Below are 17,190 nucleotides of genomic sequence, written 5' to 3'. Positions count from 1 at the left end.
AGTGAAGGCACTTTATATGAGTGCCAGTTCTAATGATTCAGGGCTATGTCTTTTAAAACTTGCTTATCGATTTTACCAATCGGTAGCGTTGGGAAATTGGATAATAGGATAATTTTTTTAGGCACTTTATAATTCGCGAGGTGCTGTCTGCACAGCGCTTTTAGCTCTATGTCCGTTGGCGGATTAGTCTCACGGGCAACCACAAATCCGACACCGACCTCTTGGAAAAGTAAGTCAGGTATTCCTACAACACAAGCCATCTCAACGTCTGGATGGCTTTCTAGAATAGCTTCGACTTCTCGAGGATAGACATTGTATCCGCCAGATTTAAACATATCTGATTTGCGCCCCTGCAAGTGAACGTTACCCTCTGGGCTTTGGTACCCAATATCACCCGTTTTGAACCAACCGTCCTTGGTAAAAGCACTCTCGGTTGCAGCGAGATTGTTATGATAACCAAGCATTAAGAATCGCCCTTTAAATTGTAATTCTCCAATTTGACCTTGAGCAACCGGCTCATCCATATTATCCGCAATTCTGAATGGCATATTCAGATCCGGTTTTCCGATAGATGTATGCAGTTCTGCAAGCGATGCGTCTTCATTGCTATAGCATGTGTGAGCGGAGGTTTCTGTCATTCCGTATGCGGTCATCATTCGTCGCTGAAGTTTGGCTAATCGGGCGATGGCCTCCTTCGGCATTGAAGCGCCCCCCCAAATAATTAGTTCCACACTGGATAGGTCGTAATCATCAAAGTCTGGTTGTTCGAGTTGCAGTAGAAACATCGTGGGGACACCTGCCCAAATCCGAATGCGCTCAGCGCCGATCGCCGCTAACATGTTATGCGGAGAAAATTCGCTCTGAAAAACGATTTTGCCCCCTTTTATCAGTGTGGTGCAGCATATATCAGCTATACAAGCGACGTGATTGATTGGCATGTTACAGATGATCGAGGGGGTCGCTACGTTGAAATGCGAAACTTGCACACTGGCGCCGAAAACCAAACCATAGTGAGACAGCAGGGCACCTTTAGGTTTACCCGTACTGCCAGAGGTGTAGACGATAATTGCAGGATCGTCAGGATCTACCTGATTACACCTCGCACGATAAGTTAGACGTGACACCGACTGACCTTCCCTTAGGAAATCTTGATATTGACTGTCTTGCCGTCCAGTCTCTTGCATGGTGAGTGCGGTGCTGACAGATGAACACTCATCAAGGATCTTTTGCATGTCCTTAGAGTAGTCACGATCACCAAGCCTGCGAAAATACACCAAGAAACTGGGACGGGCATCTTCAATCACATATTTAAATTCGGTATAGGTATACTTTGGGTTAAGGCCAACCCAGATGCACCCGATATTTGTGGCCGCCAAATAGAACACTAAGAAGTCAAAACTTGGATTTGCTAGTGTTGCCACTCGATCTCCCGGTTTAAGCCCTTGGGCGATTAATGCGCACGCACACTTGTTAATTTCGTCTGCGAGTTCCTTATAAGTCCAGCGGTATTCACCTTGAACAATCGCAGGCAGATCGTCTGATTGTTCGGCAAAATGGGTGACATAGTCTGAAATTTTAGGGAATAAATCGTTTTCTACTTGCATATTAAAAAACCATCATTATCTGGCTTGGTATCGAAAGGCCAATAGTTACAGGAGAACGGTGAATAGTAGGTGAAATTTTTCATTCACTAGGCTTGAATTGAACGAAGAAAAGCCATTCTGCAATCAGTGCAGGTTTAATGAGACCTTTAATTTCCGTGACGACATCACACTTAGCGATACAAACGTTGTCACCTTTAATGATGGTCTCTTTTAACGTAATAACCGAGCGGACTTGAGAGTCTACAGTAACTGGTTGAATAATACGCACCTTGTCGTAGCCATAATTAAGTCCGTATAAAAATTCATCATTGTTTTCTGAAATAGATTCAGCCAGCGCGGTGTGCAAAGACAGTAGAAGGTTACCTTGCACAATCGTTTTTTTGTTAAAAGGGCTTTCTTTTGCACATCGGTCGGGATCGTTATGGAGCCAATCCATTTCACCACCGCTGGCTGAAAATTGATTGATGTGCTCTTGGGTTATCGTTCTCCAATCTCCAATGATAGCTTTATTTCCCATCATGCTCTCAAGGCGATCTACAACATTGGCTCTCATACTTAATCCTTAATTAATAAACTATTCGGTTTTAAATAATACCGACTGGACGGTTTTGTTTGTGTGTACAGTCGAGCTCAAACTGACGACCAGTGTTAGTTGGTCACTGGCAGTGAAATAAATGAAACATGGGTTTTATTGCGCTCCACTCTTAGGGTTGGGTCCCCTGTTTCAGGCACGCGAACGAAAGTGTCCTTGTCGTGACCAGCGATCGCCAACCTTAAGGAAAATCCGGCAGGAATTACTACCGACGTAGGTAATAACGCGAAGGTGACTTTTTCTACTTTATTGGGCTGCATCGGATGCGCATCCTCGCGCAGAAATGAGTGAAAAGGACCAAAAGTTTCAAAAGTCCGCCGGTTCTCCGAAACTTTACGATGAATGAGGCGCAGCCCGCCCTCTGTCAGCATGGTTACCTCACCTTCAGGAGACACGGTTTCTAAATAAGCGAGGAGTATTCCATCATTATGCGTAGATGCGACTTCCAGAGTAATTACGGGGGTGCCGGTTATTTCTATTTCTTCAGTGAGCGGTGTACTTGTGTAGTGCAATAACAGCTCATCTGCCTTTGCGCGATCAGCGTAGTACACATCAGTGCCGCCTAATTGTGTTGACCATCGAGTTTCCTTGCCTGTGCCGGCATTAAAATTTACGCGATAGTGATCAAATCCTGCATGGTTTTTTGGGGGGACTGTTGTGAGCGTTAAGTTTTCATTTAAGTAAAAACGCTTGAAAATGGTATTTTCCGGAGGCCATATTGAAGTGGTTTTCCACTCATCGCTACCCATAGTGAAGTAATGAAGTTCTTTTTTACCATCCCCATTGGCATTTTCATCGTTCATCATAAGCGCAAAGTAGTTTGCGATTTTTTTGTATTGCTCGGAACGCGACGGGGAGACACTCTTATCTTTAAATGCAAATGGATTTGCATCCTTATAGGCACCATGATTCCATGGCCCAATAATAAATTTACCCGTTCCTTTAAATGACGTGAATCGAGCCAGTACTCCAGCGGCTGTGCCGCTATCCATCCAGCTGCCCCAATGGAAAACGGCTGCGGGGCTTTGCTCTAGCAAATGTTGGAAACGATAGGGCGTTACCGTGTAGTGACTCGGATCGCTTAGACTTCTCGCCTCTGGCAAATCGTCTCTAAACGTAATGTTTGCCAGCGTTTGTGATACATGGGCATTGGCTCGGTGCTCCTTTACTGCTTGCTGCAACAGACTAACCCCTTCAGGACCGTCAACGGGGCTAACTCCCAATACTCTCTGTTCAGCAGCTGTAGGCACAGAAAAAATTGTGGTGTCATTCATATCTAATGCCCATACGTAGTTTCCCCAGGCGCTACTGATAATTTTATTGGGTATCCCACCTGGAAAAACGAGTGACGAATACCAATCAAAATCGCTAAATCTAGGACTGACCACCTTTAGCGCTGGATGCAGTGTAAACGATGCATTTTCAGCGGTATTTGCGGTATAAGATACGCCCGTGGCGCCGACTATTTGATTTGACCAAGGCTGAGCGATGACCCAATCGATCAAGTGATACAAGTCGTTAGTTTCAGCAACTGTAAACTCTCCGTCACGAGAGCCGAATGAGGCACCCGTGCCACGCACATCGACAGTAACAAAAGCAAATCCTTCGGCATTGAATATTGTGATAGCTTCATTGCGTTGCTTTTGACCGTTACCAAATGACTTGCTACGCCAATAACGCGTTGCATAAACAATGGTTGGCAGCTTTTGCTGTGGCTTGTAATCAGTCGGCAACCACACATCAACAGCTAGTCTTACACCGTCTGGCATAGCGACATACTCAGACCAATGATCGGAGTCGGTGGCCCAAGCATCAGTGGGTAAAAATATTGTTAAGCTGATAATCCATAGGGTCAGCAGATAACCTTTAACTACCTTTAAGCGCATAGGGCTTGGTTGATCGTTCAGCATGTAATGTTCTCACGAATGATAGGAATAAAAAGCCACTCGAGTGCAGATCCTGATCCAGGGCAGCAGGGGCTTAAGCGAGTGGAAGAAAACGTAATGCAGAGGTTACGAAATGATGATGACCTCATTTGATTGGCGCCTTTACTGCTTTGGGGCTGGTATTTACTTGAGTTTTTACCAGCATAGCAACGCCAATAGTCAGCAATGGGATGGTGACAGTCAGTAAAAAATAGCCTGCGCTGTATCGGTAACCATCTTTAATCAACGTTAGCAAACCGAAAAATTCTGCAAAAAATACGGAAAAAACTAAGCTGATGGCAGCTACACCCGTACGCAGAAGCCTGGGCATATTGATGGTCCTTTCCGCTAGCGTGGTTTCAATTCTTTGATTAACCGAGTGAATGATAGCGATAGCCGTTTCAATAAACGTACCTAGTATGATTATTTGGAAAACTAGGAGCAGGCTAGGGCTGTTAAGCTGTTCGATCACAAAATGGAGTGGTAAAACTTGAGTAGTAATCGCGGGGAAGTGGGCCACCATCGCGATAAATAGTAGCACGCCAGGTAACATACTCAATGGGCCGCACAACAAGCCGGCAGTGACAGCCTGCTTTGTTGAACTGATGCGTTTTAGGCAGAAAAGGGTAGCGGTAAAAACGACAATGTTATAACTGGTATAGCTGACCCCACTCGAGAGTATTTGAAAACCACTGACTGGCAAAGATGCTAGCGTGAATTCTGAGGCAATCTTTGCACCAAATGACTCAACAGTAAACGCGATCAATACAAACATGGCAGTGTATAGTAATACTGACCAATATGATAAAAACCGAGTGATCATGCCCGAGCCTAGTGTCAGGCAGACGCTCACAATCGCAATGAATGAAAGGATTCCTGCGAGTGCCGATACATTGAATAGCTCTTGTGATAATGCGCCTGCAGCGGCGCTCAATACGGATAAAACCAACATACCTAAAGCTAAATAACCAACCTCAAACAGCACCCATGACTTGCCCAGTAGTTGTTTAAAAAAGCTACGATAGTCATACAGTCCAAAGCGATGGGCAAAGGCAAAGGCAATCGCACAGATGACACTGATACAGACGGTTGTAAGCAGCATGGCAAGGAGACCTGACGAGGGCCCAAGTACAAGGAAAAATTCAACCAACTCTTTGCCAGTGGCATAACCGCCGCCAATCATCGTCGATTGGAATACCAAGCCGGGAATAATAATGTATTTAACTGTTCCGAAGTTTGTTTTCATCACTGCCTTTGAGGTTGACTATACGGTATGGCTTTACTTATCAAGCAAATGTAAGCAGTGCTCATCAAATGCATGAGCACTGTTACTGGGCTTTAAAAATAACGATAAGTGAAAGTTACGCCATAGGTACGCGGCGGTGCATAATTCACAAAATCGATATTAAACAGGGCGAGGTTTGAATCCCCTTGCTTAGCAATGACAATATCTTTATCAAGCAGGTTATTGCCCCACAGTGCAACTTCCCAATTATCATCCGAAGCCAGAGTTACTCGCCCGTTTAGTAGAGACGTAGAGCCAAATTCGGTACCTTGTGGGTTAGAGAAACGACCGTACGCTTTACTCTTATAGGTATAATCAAGGCCAAAGGCGAGGTAGCCTATGGGAACTTCCATTGTGTAGGTGGCAGATAAATGAGAATTAAGCTTGGGTCCGGAAAGCCTCAGGCCATCAAGTTCGTCGCCATCGATCGTGTCATTCGGATCAAATTGCGTGAAAATTGCATCACTGTACCCCACGGCGGCGTTTAAGTTTAAGCCACTGAATGGAGCTGCTTCAATTTCCACCTCGAAACCGCGACTTCTCGCGGCACCCGCGTTAGTTGTTACACTGCCCTCAAGCCCTTTGAACACCGATAGCTGGATATCTTCGTAGTCGATGTAGAATACAGCGGTATTGAGTCGCACAGAATTGTCGAACAACTGGGTTTTAACACCAACCTCATAATTTGTTAGCTTTTCGGGGGCAAACTTTATTGCTTCAAGTTGTTGCTCGGTTACTATATTTTGCGGCAACGGAAGAGGACCAAATGGCTGAGGCGAAGAAATCGTCGTTGCGTTCCAGCCCCCGCTTTTAAATCCTCGGCTTACTTTCGAGTACAAATTGGTTTGCTTGGCTAGCTGATAACTAAAACCGAGGCTAGGCGATAAATCACTGTCAGTGCGTTGGTCATCAAAGTCTGCATAAGAGGGGATTAGTACATTTATCCCTTGTTGAGAGTATGCTAACTCTTTATCTTCAGAAGTATAACGCGCGCCAAACAGTAAATTGAGCGTATCACTGAGCGCATAACTACCATCCAAGAATATCGCCGAACTTGTTGTCTCGACAGATGCTCTATTGGTATTCGTTAAACTACTTTCATCGAGCCAAGCCGGAAAGCCTAGTGGTGCGTTAAGTCCTGCGACAAAGCCTGCATCAACACCGAGTAAAGGAAACAATTCATTAGCAATATTGGCCACTATTGATTCTGCATCTTGTTGGTAGTAATACAAGCCAAAAACATATTTCAGCCGGTTTTCGACAGGAGAGGCGATTCGAAACTCCTGTGAAAACTGTTCGAAACTTTCCAGTTTATCGATGGTTAGGCGCTCAGCCGGTTGGAAATCTTGATCGCCCCTAATTGCGATATCAAAATCGCGGTAACCAGAAATTGAAGTAAACGTATAACCGTTCCGTGTGGTAAAGTCCGCCGTCAGTGATGTGCCTTTTATTGTGCGATCTTCGTCAGTGTCGTCTTGTGCAATTACGTGCGGTTTATTGCCCGCAAAACTAAGCCCATATTTATCGTTTTCATCAATTGACCAGGCCATAATTTTGCGTTTACTTTCAGACCAGTCCCAACGCAATGATAGCTCCAAATCTTTTACTGGAGTAAACAGAAGTTCTCCGCGCATCCCTTCTTGATTTTCATCGAGAGCATCGTTTGCTCCATCTTTTAGGTTTTTCTCAAATCCATCACGGTCATCGGTAAATACCGACAATTTGCCCAACAGTTTGTCATCGATAAGTGAACCGCTGACGCGCGCACGGGTGCGCAACAAATTAAAGTTGCCAGCTTCCAGCTGCAGATCAGCTTCAAAGTCTTCAGTTGGTCTGCGTGTCTTAATATTCAAAGCTCCAACAGTGGTGTTTTTACCAAATAGGGTGCCTTGTGGACCGCGCAATACTTCGACAATGTCAATATCGGTTAACGGCTGGTTAAGCGAGGCATTGCGGCCCATATAGACGCCGTCAATATAAACACCAACCCCCGCTTCAAATCCTATATTTCCAGCTGAAGCAGAAATACCACGAATCGTAATTGCAGGGTTATCATTTGTATGAGTGTTGCCAAAGTCCAAATTCGGGACTGAGTTTTCGAGATTTGCTACCTCTTTAATCCCTAAACGTTCGAGCCGGGATCCAGAAAGAGCACTAATTGAGATAGGGACCTCTTGCAAGTTTTCGGTACGTCGAGTGGCCGTTACAACAATCACTTCTAACTGAGAGTCAGTATTGCCAGTGCTTTCTTCTGATGCGTAAATCGGAACGCTGATTATTGAGAGGGGAAGTCCAACTATCAGCCCCATAGAGGTTAAGCTTTTGCGTAGTGTTGTGTTCATCACTTTAGGTTCACTCATGTTTCACTCCATACCTTTTATTTATTCACTTGTGTTTCTGTATACTTTAAAAATCCAAACGCACGCATTACAAACCGACTAGACGGTATTTTCCAAAAAATTTTCAACGTGAATCGTTATCTATTTTTACCCGCAGTGTGCGTAAGACAGAAACTATAGAATCCAGTGCCAAAAGAGTGATCATTGACTCTTCAGCTTCTAATTTAAAAACATAGTTTTGCCCTTCACACTGACAAAATGCTGCGATCGTTTTGCGGTCGTCACTTGTCCAGTACACCGCATAATGAACAAACCGCCCATTAATAAAGTCCGTTGCCTGAATAAATGGTGTTTCGACTTTTGCTTGTTGTTGGGCAACATTCAACCAATGCGTGTAATCAGCGTTGATGCGTTGACCACTGAAAACCGTTTCTGGGGAATCAGTCAGTGTTGCAACAAATGAGTTCGATTGCTCCAGTAGAGACCATTCAGAGGGCAATGTAAATTCAACACCAAGCGCCTTGAGTTGATGCTGTATTTGCCCACTTTTTGATGTCTGCAAGCGTTGAAAGGATTCACCTAAGATATTAATGGCCTGCACTGAACTTCCTTCATTTTGCTGAAAGTAACCGACGTGAGAATGCGCGATACTGCGGGCGACAAAAGCGGTGGGGTTAGCGAAATCAATATCAAAAGTCTCAGGGTAAATACCATCAGCATATTCAAATATCAAACCTTCGCTGCCGCCGGGTAATACCTCAATGCGTCGCCCACTCTTTGCGATATAGGTTCCCCAAAAGTTGTCCAAGGCAAAACTGGGCGTATAGGAGTTCAGTGACGGGTCCTGTTGACGTGGTTTGCCAAACGCTGATGGTGGTAGTGATTCCAATAGGCGTAGCGCGTTGTGTGCTACAAAAATTTTAGACTCGTTACGATACGGATCTAAATCTCCAGTGTTGTAAAGTATCACTATGCCCGTTTGTGCGGCCGGATTTATCAGCATCAAACTTGAGGACACGCGGAATTCACCACCATGAAAAACGTAGTTAATGTTGTCAATTGCAAGTCTCATCCAACCCATAGCATAAGCGCCTTGCTTGTTATTACCTCCCAATTCGTGGGGGAGTATGGGCATAGTGACTGCAGGATGCCACATCTCCTGTCGACTCTGCTTAGATAGGAAATTGAAGCGGCTCGGCTCGTCGTCTGCCAGCAGTTCGATAAGGTATTTGGCTAAATCATTCGCATTTGAATACAGACCTGCGCCGGAAGGTAAACTATTTTTAATGTAGGTAAAATTCGCTGGTTTAGGGGTGATCCCAGCATAATGACCATAATTAATATCATGCCCTAATAACCAATCCCGATCGGCTGAAGTACTGTGCATGTCAAGAGGGTTTAATACCTGCTCGGATAATGCGTTCTCCCATGATTGTCCGGTTATTTCCTCAATGACTAATCCGAGAACGTTCCAACCTTCATTAATGTACCTAAATGATTCTCCGGGTGGTGTAATAATTTGATATGAACTCAGCCTTCGTACGCCTTGTTCTATAGCATCATTATCGATTGACTGATGCCTTAACAGTCTAAACAAATGCTGTTCTAATCCAGAGGTCATGTTAAGCAACATACGGATGGTAATTTTATCACTCTGAGATTTGTCAGCGGCTCGAAACCAGGGCAAGTATTTGATGATAGGGTCGTCTAGGTTAAGTCGTCCTGCGTCACGCAATTGCAGAATCATCATTGCGGTAAAGGATTTTGTCAATGAGCCGATCCCGACAATTGTTTCGGGAGTAAAGGGGGCTGAATCACCAACCCTTTCAATACCATAGCCGTTGGAGAAAATAATGTTGTTGCCCTGCGCAACAATAACGGAAAAGCCTGGAGCAGAGATATTTGCTAGGTGTCGTTCAAACAACTCATGGAGCTGGTCTTGCTTCTTGTTTAATGCTGTATTTTGTGCCCACACTGGCCCAACAATAAGGCCTAGAAAGAAGTATAAACAACAGCGGTGCACTAACTTAATTGTCATATCGTATTATTCCAAGATCAAACTTCTGGGTTGGATCCGTGCTACCTGTTGCGACGGAAACCATGCACTAATAAAGCAAACACTCAATAATACGGGGACTACAAAGAGTGTCCCCTTAACGTCAAATACCACAGGGAAATTGGCCATTCCGAGATTGGCCATCAATAGGTTCATGAGCGGAATCGTCGCGACCGAATAACAGATAATGCCGACTAACAATGAGCAGCAGCCTAAAAACAGGAGTTTGCTAATGACAATCAGAATGACTTGTTTACGAGTAAATCCAATGGCGAAGAAGACGCCAAGGTGGCGCTTTGATTCATGAATACTCATTGTAGTTGAGTTGTAGATACTGACAACGGCGACCAATATGAGGACTGATGAGATGAATGTAAGTACCAGTCCCATTGTTGTTACGACCTGTTTCAGTTGAGATTGAACCAGTTTTTCTGCGGGTTCTGCCTGAACTGCTTGTCCAAGGGTTGTGTGTAACTCTGAGATAAAGGCGGCTCTGTCTTCATTCGCAGCAAGTTTCACTAACAGCGTTGAAGGAAAGAGGTTGGGGTCGATTTCTGCCAAAGCAGCATATGATAAGCGGTAAAACAAGCCGCTGTTGCTAGTCGTTTGAAATATGCCAACAACAGTAAATTGCACGGATTGACCGCGAATATCTAACACAATCTCATTACCTATCTCGAGGTTCAGCTTTTGTGCGACCGCAATACCAATACTGATTTCATTGGCGTCAGTTGGGCTTCTACCGCTTAAATTGATGTAGCCAATTTGGTCGAAGCTTCCATCAACGACATAGCCGTCTAATTCTGTAATCGCTGGGCTTTCATCATTTGATATTCGAGCCTCAAGACTCAATTGGCCTGCCACAGCGCTCACTCGCCCATCGCTGGATAAGCGCCCCAAAAGTGTATCGTAACTCATGCCAAATACATTCGAATTGCCAATAGTCACTCGGATATCAGCGTTATCGAGCCCCCAAAACGGCAGGTGTTGGTCCATCTGCGACATTGAGTGATAGATATTCACACTAAAGAAGAGGACGAAAGCTGTGATGGACAAGGCGATAAAATCGAAAATATCGCGCCGTTTACCCGATAGGAAATTTTTAATCGCGATTGTCAGTGGGAGCGACAGCGCCCGTGCCCTGCGTACGTCAAAGTAACTACTTTGGGCTGGGGCGACGGTAGGTGTACCGAAGCGGATCGCTGAAGCAGTAGGAACCTTGCCTGCTTTGGTTCCGGCGGCAACAGCTACAATTAATATAATACCTAAAATAAGTGCACTAGAGAAAATAGCTGGAAGCCAAAAATCTGCCTGGCTGCTATTTGAGCCAATACTTTCTAACATTAAATCTAATAATGCTGAAATGGTAAACTTCGCTCCCAGTACGCCAATTGGGATGGCAAGTAATGCAAGAACCAGGAACTGTAAACTGAAGATACTTATAACGTTATTGGGCGTCAATCCTAATGACTTTAAGATCCCAAAGGTTCGATAGTTGGACATCACTTCGCCAGAGATAGTGCTAGCGATAATAAATACTGCAACAAGCAATGAAATTACAGCAAAGGCAAATACGATTGCGCCCAGCAACTGAAAAGTTTGAGTATACGAAGTTACGACCTTATCGTAGGGTAGATATTCACCATTAAATCCGCCCTCGAATGTTCGATTAAACTCAGTCCAGAGCGTATTTAGTTGTTCAGGCTCATGCAATCGAAGGCCGAACATCAACTGATTGATTGTACTTAACGCAAAGTTTTCGATTAGTGCGCCCGGAGCGACCCAGCTGCGGGCTGGGCCAATGAAGCCACTAGAGTAATGGGGGTCAACGACGATTGCGGCAACGGTAAATTCCGTTAGACCACTATCAGTTGGTAGTTCGATGGTATCATTAAGAGCAATATTTGAAGCCAGTGCAACTGCGCTTGGAAGCCAGATTTCGCCGCTAGCGGGCACGTCTTTTGGGAGCCCACTAAGAAATTGCAACCTATCTTGAGTGGTCAGTGAAGTAGGGCGTTCGACTAGCATTAAATAGTCACTTATTTCCTTGCCATTATGAATAGGGCGGGCTGAAGTAGTGATATATGGCATCATCGGAGTGAGCGCGGAAACATCAGATTGTGCTCGCCACCACGCAGCTAACTGCACATGAGAATAGACTTGTGGATCAAACTTGATAACTGCATGAGAGGCATGCAAGTTGTTGAGCATATTTGTTACGGGCTGTCTTAAACCCAAAAGTGCACCTACGGCGGTCAAAAACAAAAGTGTTGAGAGCGCAATTGTCACTATAATCAATGACGACTTGAGTTTATCCTCTAAAATATTAGCTTTCGCTAATAGAAATATACTGTGTAGAACGCTGCGATTGGTAACGTTTATCATGCTCACCAGCCTCTATGTGTGAGCCAGTCAAACAGTGCAGCTTCTCTTGCTGCCAGTGCTTCTTCTTTAGCACTGAACCTGTAGTCGCCGTGTAGTGCGCCATCCTTCATGTAAAGTACTCTGTCAGCGCGACATGCAGCTCTCAGTTCATGGGTAACCATGAATATGGTTTGGCCTTGCTCTGCGAGCATTGAAAAATGATCCAGTACCATCTTTCCAGCTGAGCTATTTAATGCTCCGGTAGGCTCGTCCGCAAATAATATTGTTGGTGCGTTGATCAATGAACGAGCGATTGAGGCTCGCTGTTGTTGACCACCGGAAATCTGCGCGGGAAGCCGGTTGGCCAACGTGAGTAGGTCCATGCTATCCAGTAATCTTTCGGCATTGGCTTCAACCGTGGCTTTGTCGGTATCGGTAAGGTAGCCAGCGATCAGAATATTTTCGAGGATCGATAGATTCGGGACTAGGTTAAATGATTGAAAGACGAAGCCCATGCCTTTTCTGCGCAGCAATGCTTGGCTTTGCTCAGATAGAGTAGATAAATCAGTCGCTTCAAAATAGATGCTTCCACTTGTCGCTTGCTCTAAGCCACTCAACAAGTAGAGGAGAGTCGACTTACCCGAGCCAGAACCGCCCATAAGAACGGTAAATTCACCTTCATATACCTCCAACGACAGGTTCTTGATGACATCTATTGTATTGCCTTGGCTAGCGAAGCTCTTACCGAGGTTTTGGCAGCTCACCACTGGCTTAGGAGATAAAGTGGTATTAGTGGGTTTACAAGCATTCATATCATTAACCTAACATCCAGCTGCCTTCAGCTACGTTTTTGCGCTTACAATCAGCGTCAAACTGTTCATTAATGTAGCCAAGATAAAACAACTAATAGTCAAAATCAACCAATAAGTTTACAAACCGACCGCGCGGTCGATTTGGCTTTTGAATGAAACCATCAATACATAAATATTGCATTATTGCTGCACAAAGTTGGCGTTTTACAGGTTTAAAGTTATTTTGAGAATCGGCATTACGGATTATTCAAGCTGAGGGGATAGGTTAAACGGTGTTTTTGTTTCACGCTTGAGGACTTTACCAGGCGCTCTACCTGTTATGACACTCTTTTCGATAACCAATTCTCCATTAACGAATAAATACTCGATCCCTGTGGAGTACGCTAACGGATCCTTGTAGTTAGAGCGATCAGTGATTCGATCGATAGCAAAGATCACTAAGTCAGCGAAATTGCCCTGTCGAATAATTCCTCGGTTCTTCAATCCTAGGAACGCAGCAGGTTGATGAGTCATTTTATAAATAGCCTGCTCAATAGATAGAAGATTTAACTCACGTACATAATGGCGTAGTATTTTTGTAAAGCTGCCTGTAGAGCGAGGGTGATTATCATTACTGCTTGCGTTATTCACATATTGGCCGTCAGTTACGACCATATTCCATGGCTGAACCAAAAGATTTTGTACATCACGCTCATCTATCCCGCCTAGTGTAACCTGAATAGGATGGTCGGCAGAGATTATAAGTTCACGTAAAACGGCGAAGTTTTCTTTGTTTCGCGCTCGTGCAATCTGGCTTAGATACTGACCTTCTAAGCCAGGGAAGTCGAGACTTTCAGTGATACGAATACAACTATAGCCGACAGTTTGAAGCCATGAGAACTGCCCACTAATCCCTTGCTCACTCTGGATCTTGAGCTGTTCAATTAATGAAGGTAAACCTAATGCATCTTTAACATCCGGATATTGTGCACGTTGCTCATCGGTTAACTGTACAAGCGACGAAAGATATGCCGTTTTTGCTCCATCATAGGGATATTGGTCAGTGACGATATTGATGTTTCGCGCGCGATGTTTCTCTACGAGTGCAATAATCTCGGTTGATTGCCCAGCATTTTGTAAACAAACCGCCTTTATATGAGCAATTTTACCCGCAACCTCAGCGTGCGTAGCAATTTCAATCGCTTCACGATCGGAGGCAAGCAAATGATTGATAGGATCTCTTACGTGGGAATCATAGATACCACCGAATGAGGCAACTTGGCGGGTTAATCTGGTGACTTCCTCGGTATTACTGTAGCGTCCAGGAATGTACATCAACCCGGTTGAGAAGCCAACCGCACCGATTTCCATCCCTTTCCGAACTAATTGTTCCATCATCATCATTTCGGATTCGTTAGGTTTACGGTGTGAGTCATCGCTCATGATTTCGCGCCTAATCCCATTATGGCCGACATAGAATCCTACGTTTGTGCCTACGCCTTGTGTCTCAAACTGTGCTGTCATTGCTAATAGTTCAGCTGGCGAGAACTCTCCATCAGCACCAACTACGATACTTGTTATGCCTTGTGTAATAGCACTCTCGTTTAGTTTCTGATTTGGCAGCGTTAGGGCTATGTCTGCATGCGAGTGACTATCGATAAAGCCCGGTGCAATAATATGGCCCGAAGCATCAATTATCTGCTCTGCGATCACATGACGATGTGTGCCCACATACACAATTCGGTCGCCAGAAATAGCCACATCTGCATTAAATTGGGGTTTGCCTGTACCATCAATCACACTGCCATTGCGGATCACGATGTCGGCTCTTATTTCGTCTAGCGATGCGTTGGGTTGCCCAGTGGCATTAATGCTGCAGGTTATCGATAATGCAGTAATTAGACTTATATACAGTTGTTTGTTTGGCATGTTAGATCCAGAGTACATATCGTTTTGGGTACAGGGTGGTTGAGATTTGCGGCGTTACTCGGTATAGGTTGATGCTTGTCGGATCAATTCCTCAGGTTTGACCCCGTACTGAGTTAAATACCGACGCCGCAGTCGGTAATAGGCAGAGCCGGCAATAACGATGACGATTGATACTAGTGCCGTTAATGGACTTGTGTACGCACTTATGGCTAAAAATCCACAGGATAAAATAATCAGTCCAACGGCAAAAAAGTACAGCGAGATTGGGTTCAGTTTAAACGCATTATTGCTAAACGCGTCATTGCATTTTGCTGGGATGCGCATTGCAGTAATACTGAGCAGTATCTGACCGAACATAAGTCCAAATACAGTAACTATCGCATATTCACGGATATCCGCACCGATCAACACTATACCAATGGACACTGTCGACAAGGTAATGATGGCGTTGTTTGGTTGTCCAGTTTGCTTTGAGCCTAGCCCGAGGTTTCTGGGCATTAAGCCGATGCGTGCCAGCATCATTAGGTCGCGAGAAAAACTAAATAATAACCCATTAATAGAGCTTGCTGCTGCAATCAATATGGTGATAACCATGATGCGTGCGAATTCGACCGAATGAATCTGCTGAGCAATAGTTGCAAAGGGGGCTTTCGTCTCGTTCAGTGTTGACCAGTCCAGTACACCAACGATACTGATTGAAACACTTAAGTAAGTGCACAGTACAATAATGAAACTGATCATCAACGCGAGCGGTATCGTTATCTTGGGGTGCTTGATTTCGCCGCCTATTTCAATAATCACTAAAAAGCCAATAAATGAAAAATAAGCGGGAATTGCCGCACTGAGAACAGCACTCACTCCATTCGGAGCGATCGGCTCTAGTAAGTTAACATCTATATTGGGCCAAGCAAAATATGAGAAGATGACGAGTACTAACATAAACACAAATACCATGACAGCCTGACTCGTCACCGTAAGGTTCACTCCTTTAAGATTTACGAGCGTGAAAAAAACGATACATAGCACTGCGACAACATGCTGATTCGCTGTCGGGAAAACGTCAGAAAAGTACATCGCAAAGCCAAGTGCAACAACGGCTATCCCAATCGCGACGCCGATCAAAATTAACCAAATGTAAATAAAACCCAGATATGTACCAGTCAGTCGTGCCGTGGCGATAAAACTAGCGCCACTGACTGGGAAAACAGTTCCTACCTGTGCGCCAATAACGCACGAAAACATAGCCATTAGCCCAGCGATAGCAAATGAAAAAACAACGCCAGGTCCAGCTTGCTGAGCTAGTTCTGCGGGGAGAATAAAAACTGTGGCACCGATCACGAATCCGACCAGTGTTGCAATTGCTCCGAATAGCCCAATTTTTCTTCTTTGCATCACACCCTCAAAACTTTACGGTCATAAAAAAGACCGTGCGGTCTGTTTGGCAAGTATAGTGTATTTCAGATTGAATGCATCAACTTTTTAACAATGCATATAGGTGTTAACGTAATCTATTGACTTGTATATAGTCTTCTTGGTTGCCCAGGCGGCCACGTGGTTTGCAAATCTTCGCTTTCTCCCTATAATCCAGATTCAATTGACTTATATAAGGTTGACCGTCAATGGCTCAGGTGGATTTTGATTTATTTGATAGAGAAATGCTGTTCAATGCTAAAAAGCAAGATCTCTTGCGTGAGGCGGGTAGGCAATTTTCTAAAAAGGGTTTCCACGGAACCTCTATGACTGATATCGCTAAAGGTGTCCGTCTAACCAAGTCTGGTTTATTTCACTATGTCAAAACCAAAGAAGAGCTATTGTATTTGTGTTATGAAGACGCAATAGCTTCATCAGAACAATGTATGCAAGCGGCTTACGAGCTGGAGGGTAATGCGATTGATAAAATCAGTCACTACATTCAAAGTCACTTAGGGCAATTTGACCAACGGGGTGGTTATTTTGTTATTTTAAGTGAGCTATCAGTTTTTTCCGGCGAAAATCAGCAAAAATTGCTCCAACGAGCGAAGGATGTTGATAAAAAGATGCTAGCGTTAGTTGAAGCTGGTATTGAAGAAGGCTCAATTGCCGCTATTGATCCGAAAATGGTTTTGCATGCGATTGAAGGCGCGCTTAACTGGGTGCCACGCTGGTATTCACCGAGTGGCAAAAAGAGCATTGATGAAATTGCAAAAGACTTTATTCAATTTTTTATTGAGGGCTTGAGGAGTCGAGCCTGAGTATTAGGCCTCAGACAATCGCACAGCAGATGATACAGAACAATCACGCTTGTAGTATCGCAAGCGTGATTGCA

Annotated in this window: 11 protein-coding genes; 1 reads left to right on the top strand and 10 read right to left on the bottom strand. The window is 44.5% G+C overall.

What is annotated here, in order from left to right; translation table 11 throughout:
• Positions 1 to 29 precede the first annotated feature (29 nt).
• From AC121Z_RS09690 to AC121Z_RS09645, 10 genes are all read right to left on the bottom strand, one after another.
• Positions 30 to 1,604, bottom strand: a complete 1,575-nt coding sequence (locus AC121Z_RS09690) for a class I adenylate-forming enzyme family protein (protein WP_498123833.1) — start codon at positions 1,602 to 1,604, stop codon at positions 30 to 32.
• A 79-nt stretch (positions 1,605 to 1,683) separates the two neighbouring features.
• On the bottom strand, positions 1,684 to 2,157 hold the full coding sequence (locus AC121Z_RS09685) for a MaoC/PaaZ C-terminal domain-containing protein (protein ID WP_498123832.1): 474 nt from the start codon (positions 2,155 to 2,157) through the stop codon (positions 1,684 to 1,686).
• Between the two features lie 95 nt (positions 2,158 to 2,252).
• Entirely contained in the window at positions 2,253 to 4,106 is a 1,854-nt protein-coding gene (locus tag AC121Z_RS09680) for a CocE/NonD family hydrolase (RefSeq protein ID WP_498123831.1), read from the bottom strand.
• 121 nt (positions 4,107 to 4,227) lie between these two features.
• Complete coding sequence (locus tag AC121Z_RS09675; protein ID WP_498123830.1) at positions 4,228 to 5,367, bottom strand: YkvI family membrane protein; 1,140 nt, start codon at positions 5,365 to 5,367, stop codon at positions 4,228 to 4,230.
• Between the two features lie 92 nt (positions 5,368 to 5,459).
• A complete protein-coding gene (locus tag AC121Z_RS09670) occupies positions 5,460 to 7,766 on the bottom strand; it encodes a TonB-dependent receptor (protein ID WP_498123829.1) in 2,307 nt (768 codons plus the stop codon).
• Positions 7,767 to 7,869: 103 nt separating this feature from the next.
• Positions 7,870 to 9,783 carry a serine hydrolase domain-containing protein gene (locus AC121Z_RS09665; protein ID WP_498123828.1) on the bottom strand — a complete coding sequence of 638 codons (1,914 nt, stop codon included), beginning with the start codon at positions 9,781 to 9,783 and terminating at the stop codon, positions 7,870 to 7,872.
• Between the two features lie 6 nt (positions 9,784 to 9,789).
• The gene (locus tag AC121Z_RS09660; protein WP_498123827.1) at positions 9,790 to 12,186 is read right to left on the bottom strand and encodes an ABC transporter permease; all 2,397 of its coding nucleotides are present in this window, start codon (positions 12,184 to 12,186) and stop codon (positions 9,790 to 9,792) included.
• Positions 12,187 to 12,188: 2 nt separating this feature from the next.
• Positions 12,189 to 12,977 carry an ABC transporter ATP-binding protein gene (locus tag AC121Z_RS09655; RefSeq protein WP_498123826.1) on the bottom strand — a complete coding sequence of 263 codons (789 nt, stop codon included), beginning with the start codon at positions 12,975 to 12,977 and terminating at the stop codon, positions 12,189 to 12,191.
• A 243-nt stretch (positions 12,978 to 13,220) separates the two neighbouring features.
• Positions 13,221 to 14,885, bottom strand: a complete 1,665-nt coding sequence (locus AC121Z_RS09650; protein ID WP_498123825.1) for an N-acyl-D-amino-acid deacylase family protein — start codon at positions 14,883 to 14,885, stop codon at positions 13,221 to 13,223.
• A 54-nt stretch (positions 14,886 to 14,939) separates the two neighbouring features.
• Positions 14,940 to 16,277, bottom strand: coding sequence for an APC family permease (locus AC121Z_RS09645; protein ID WP_498123824.1), 1,338 nt, complete (start codon positions 16,275 to 16,277; stop codon positions 14,940 to 14,942).
• Between the two features lie 227 nt (positions 16,278 to 16,504).
• On the opposite strand from AC121Z_RS09645, the gene AC121Z_RS09640 reads away from it, so the two are divergent.
• Positions 16,505 to 17,116 carry a TetR/AcrR family transcriptional regulator gene (locus AC121Z_RS09640; RefSeq protein WP_498123823.1) on the top strand — a complete coding sequence of 204 codons (612 nt, stop codon included), beginning with the start codon at positions 16,505 to 16,507 and terminating at the stop codon, positions 17,114 to 17,116.
• Positions 17,117 to 17,190: the final 74 nt, after the last annotated feature.

The sequence above is a fragment of the Alteromonas sp. DYW1 genome (assembly GCF_059752595.1).
This window is presented reverse-complemented; position numbering and strand designations above follow the sequence as displayed.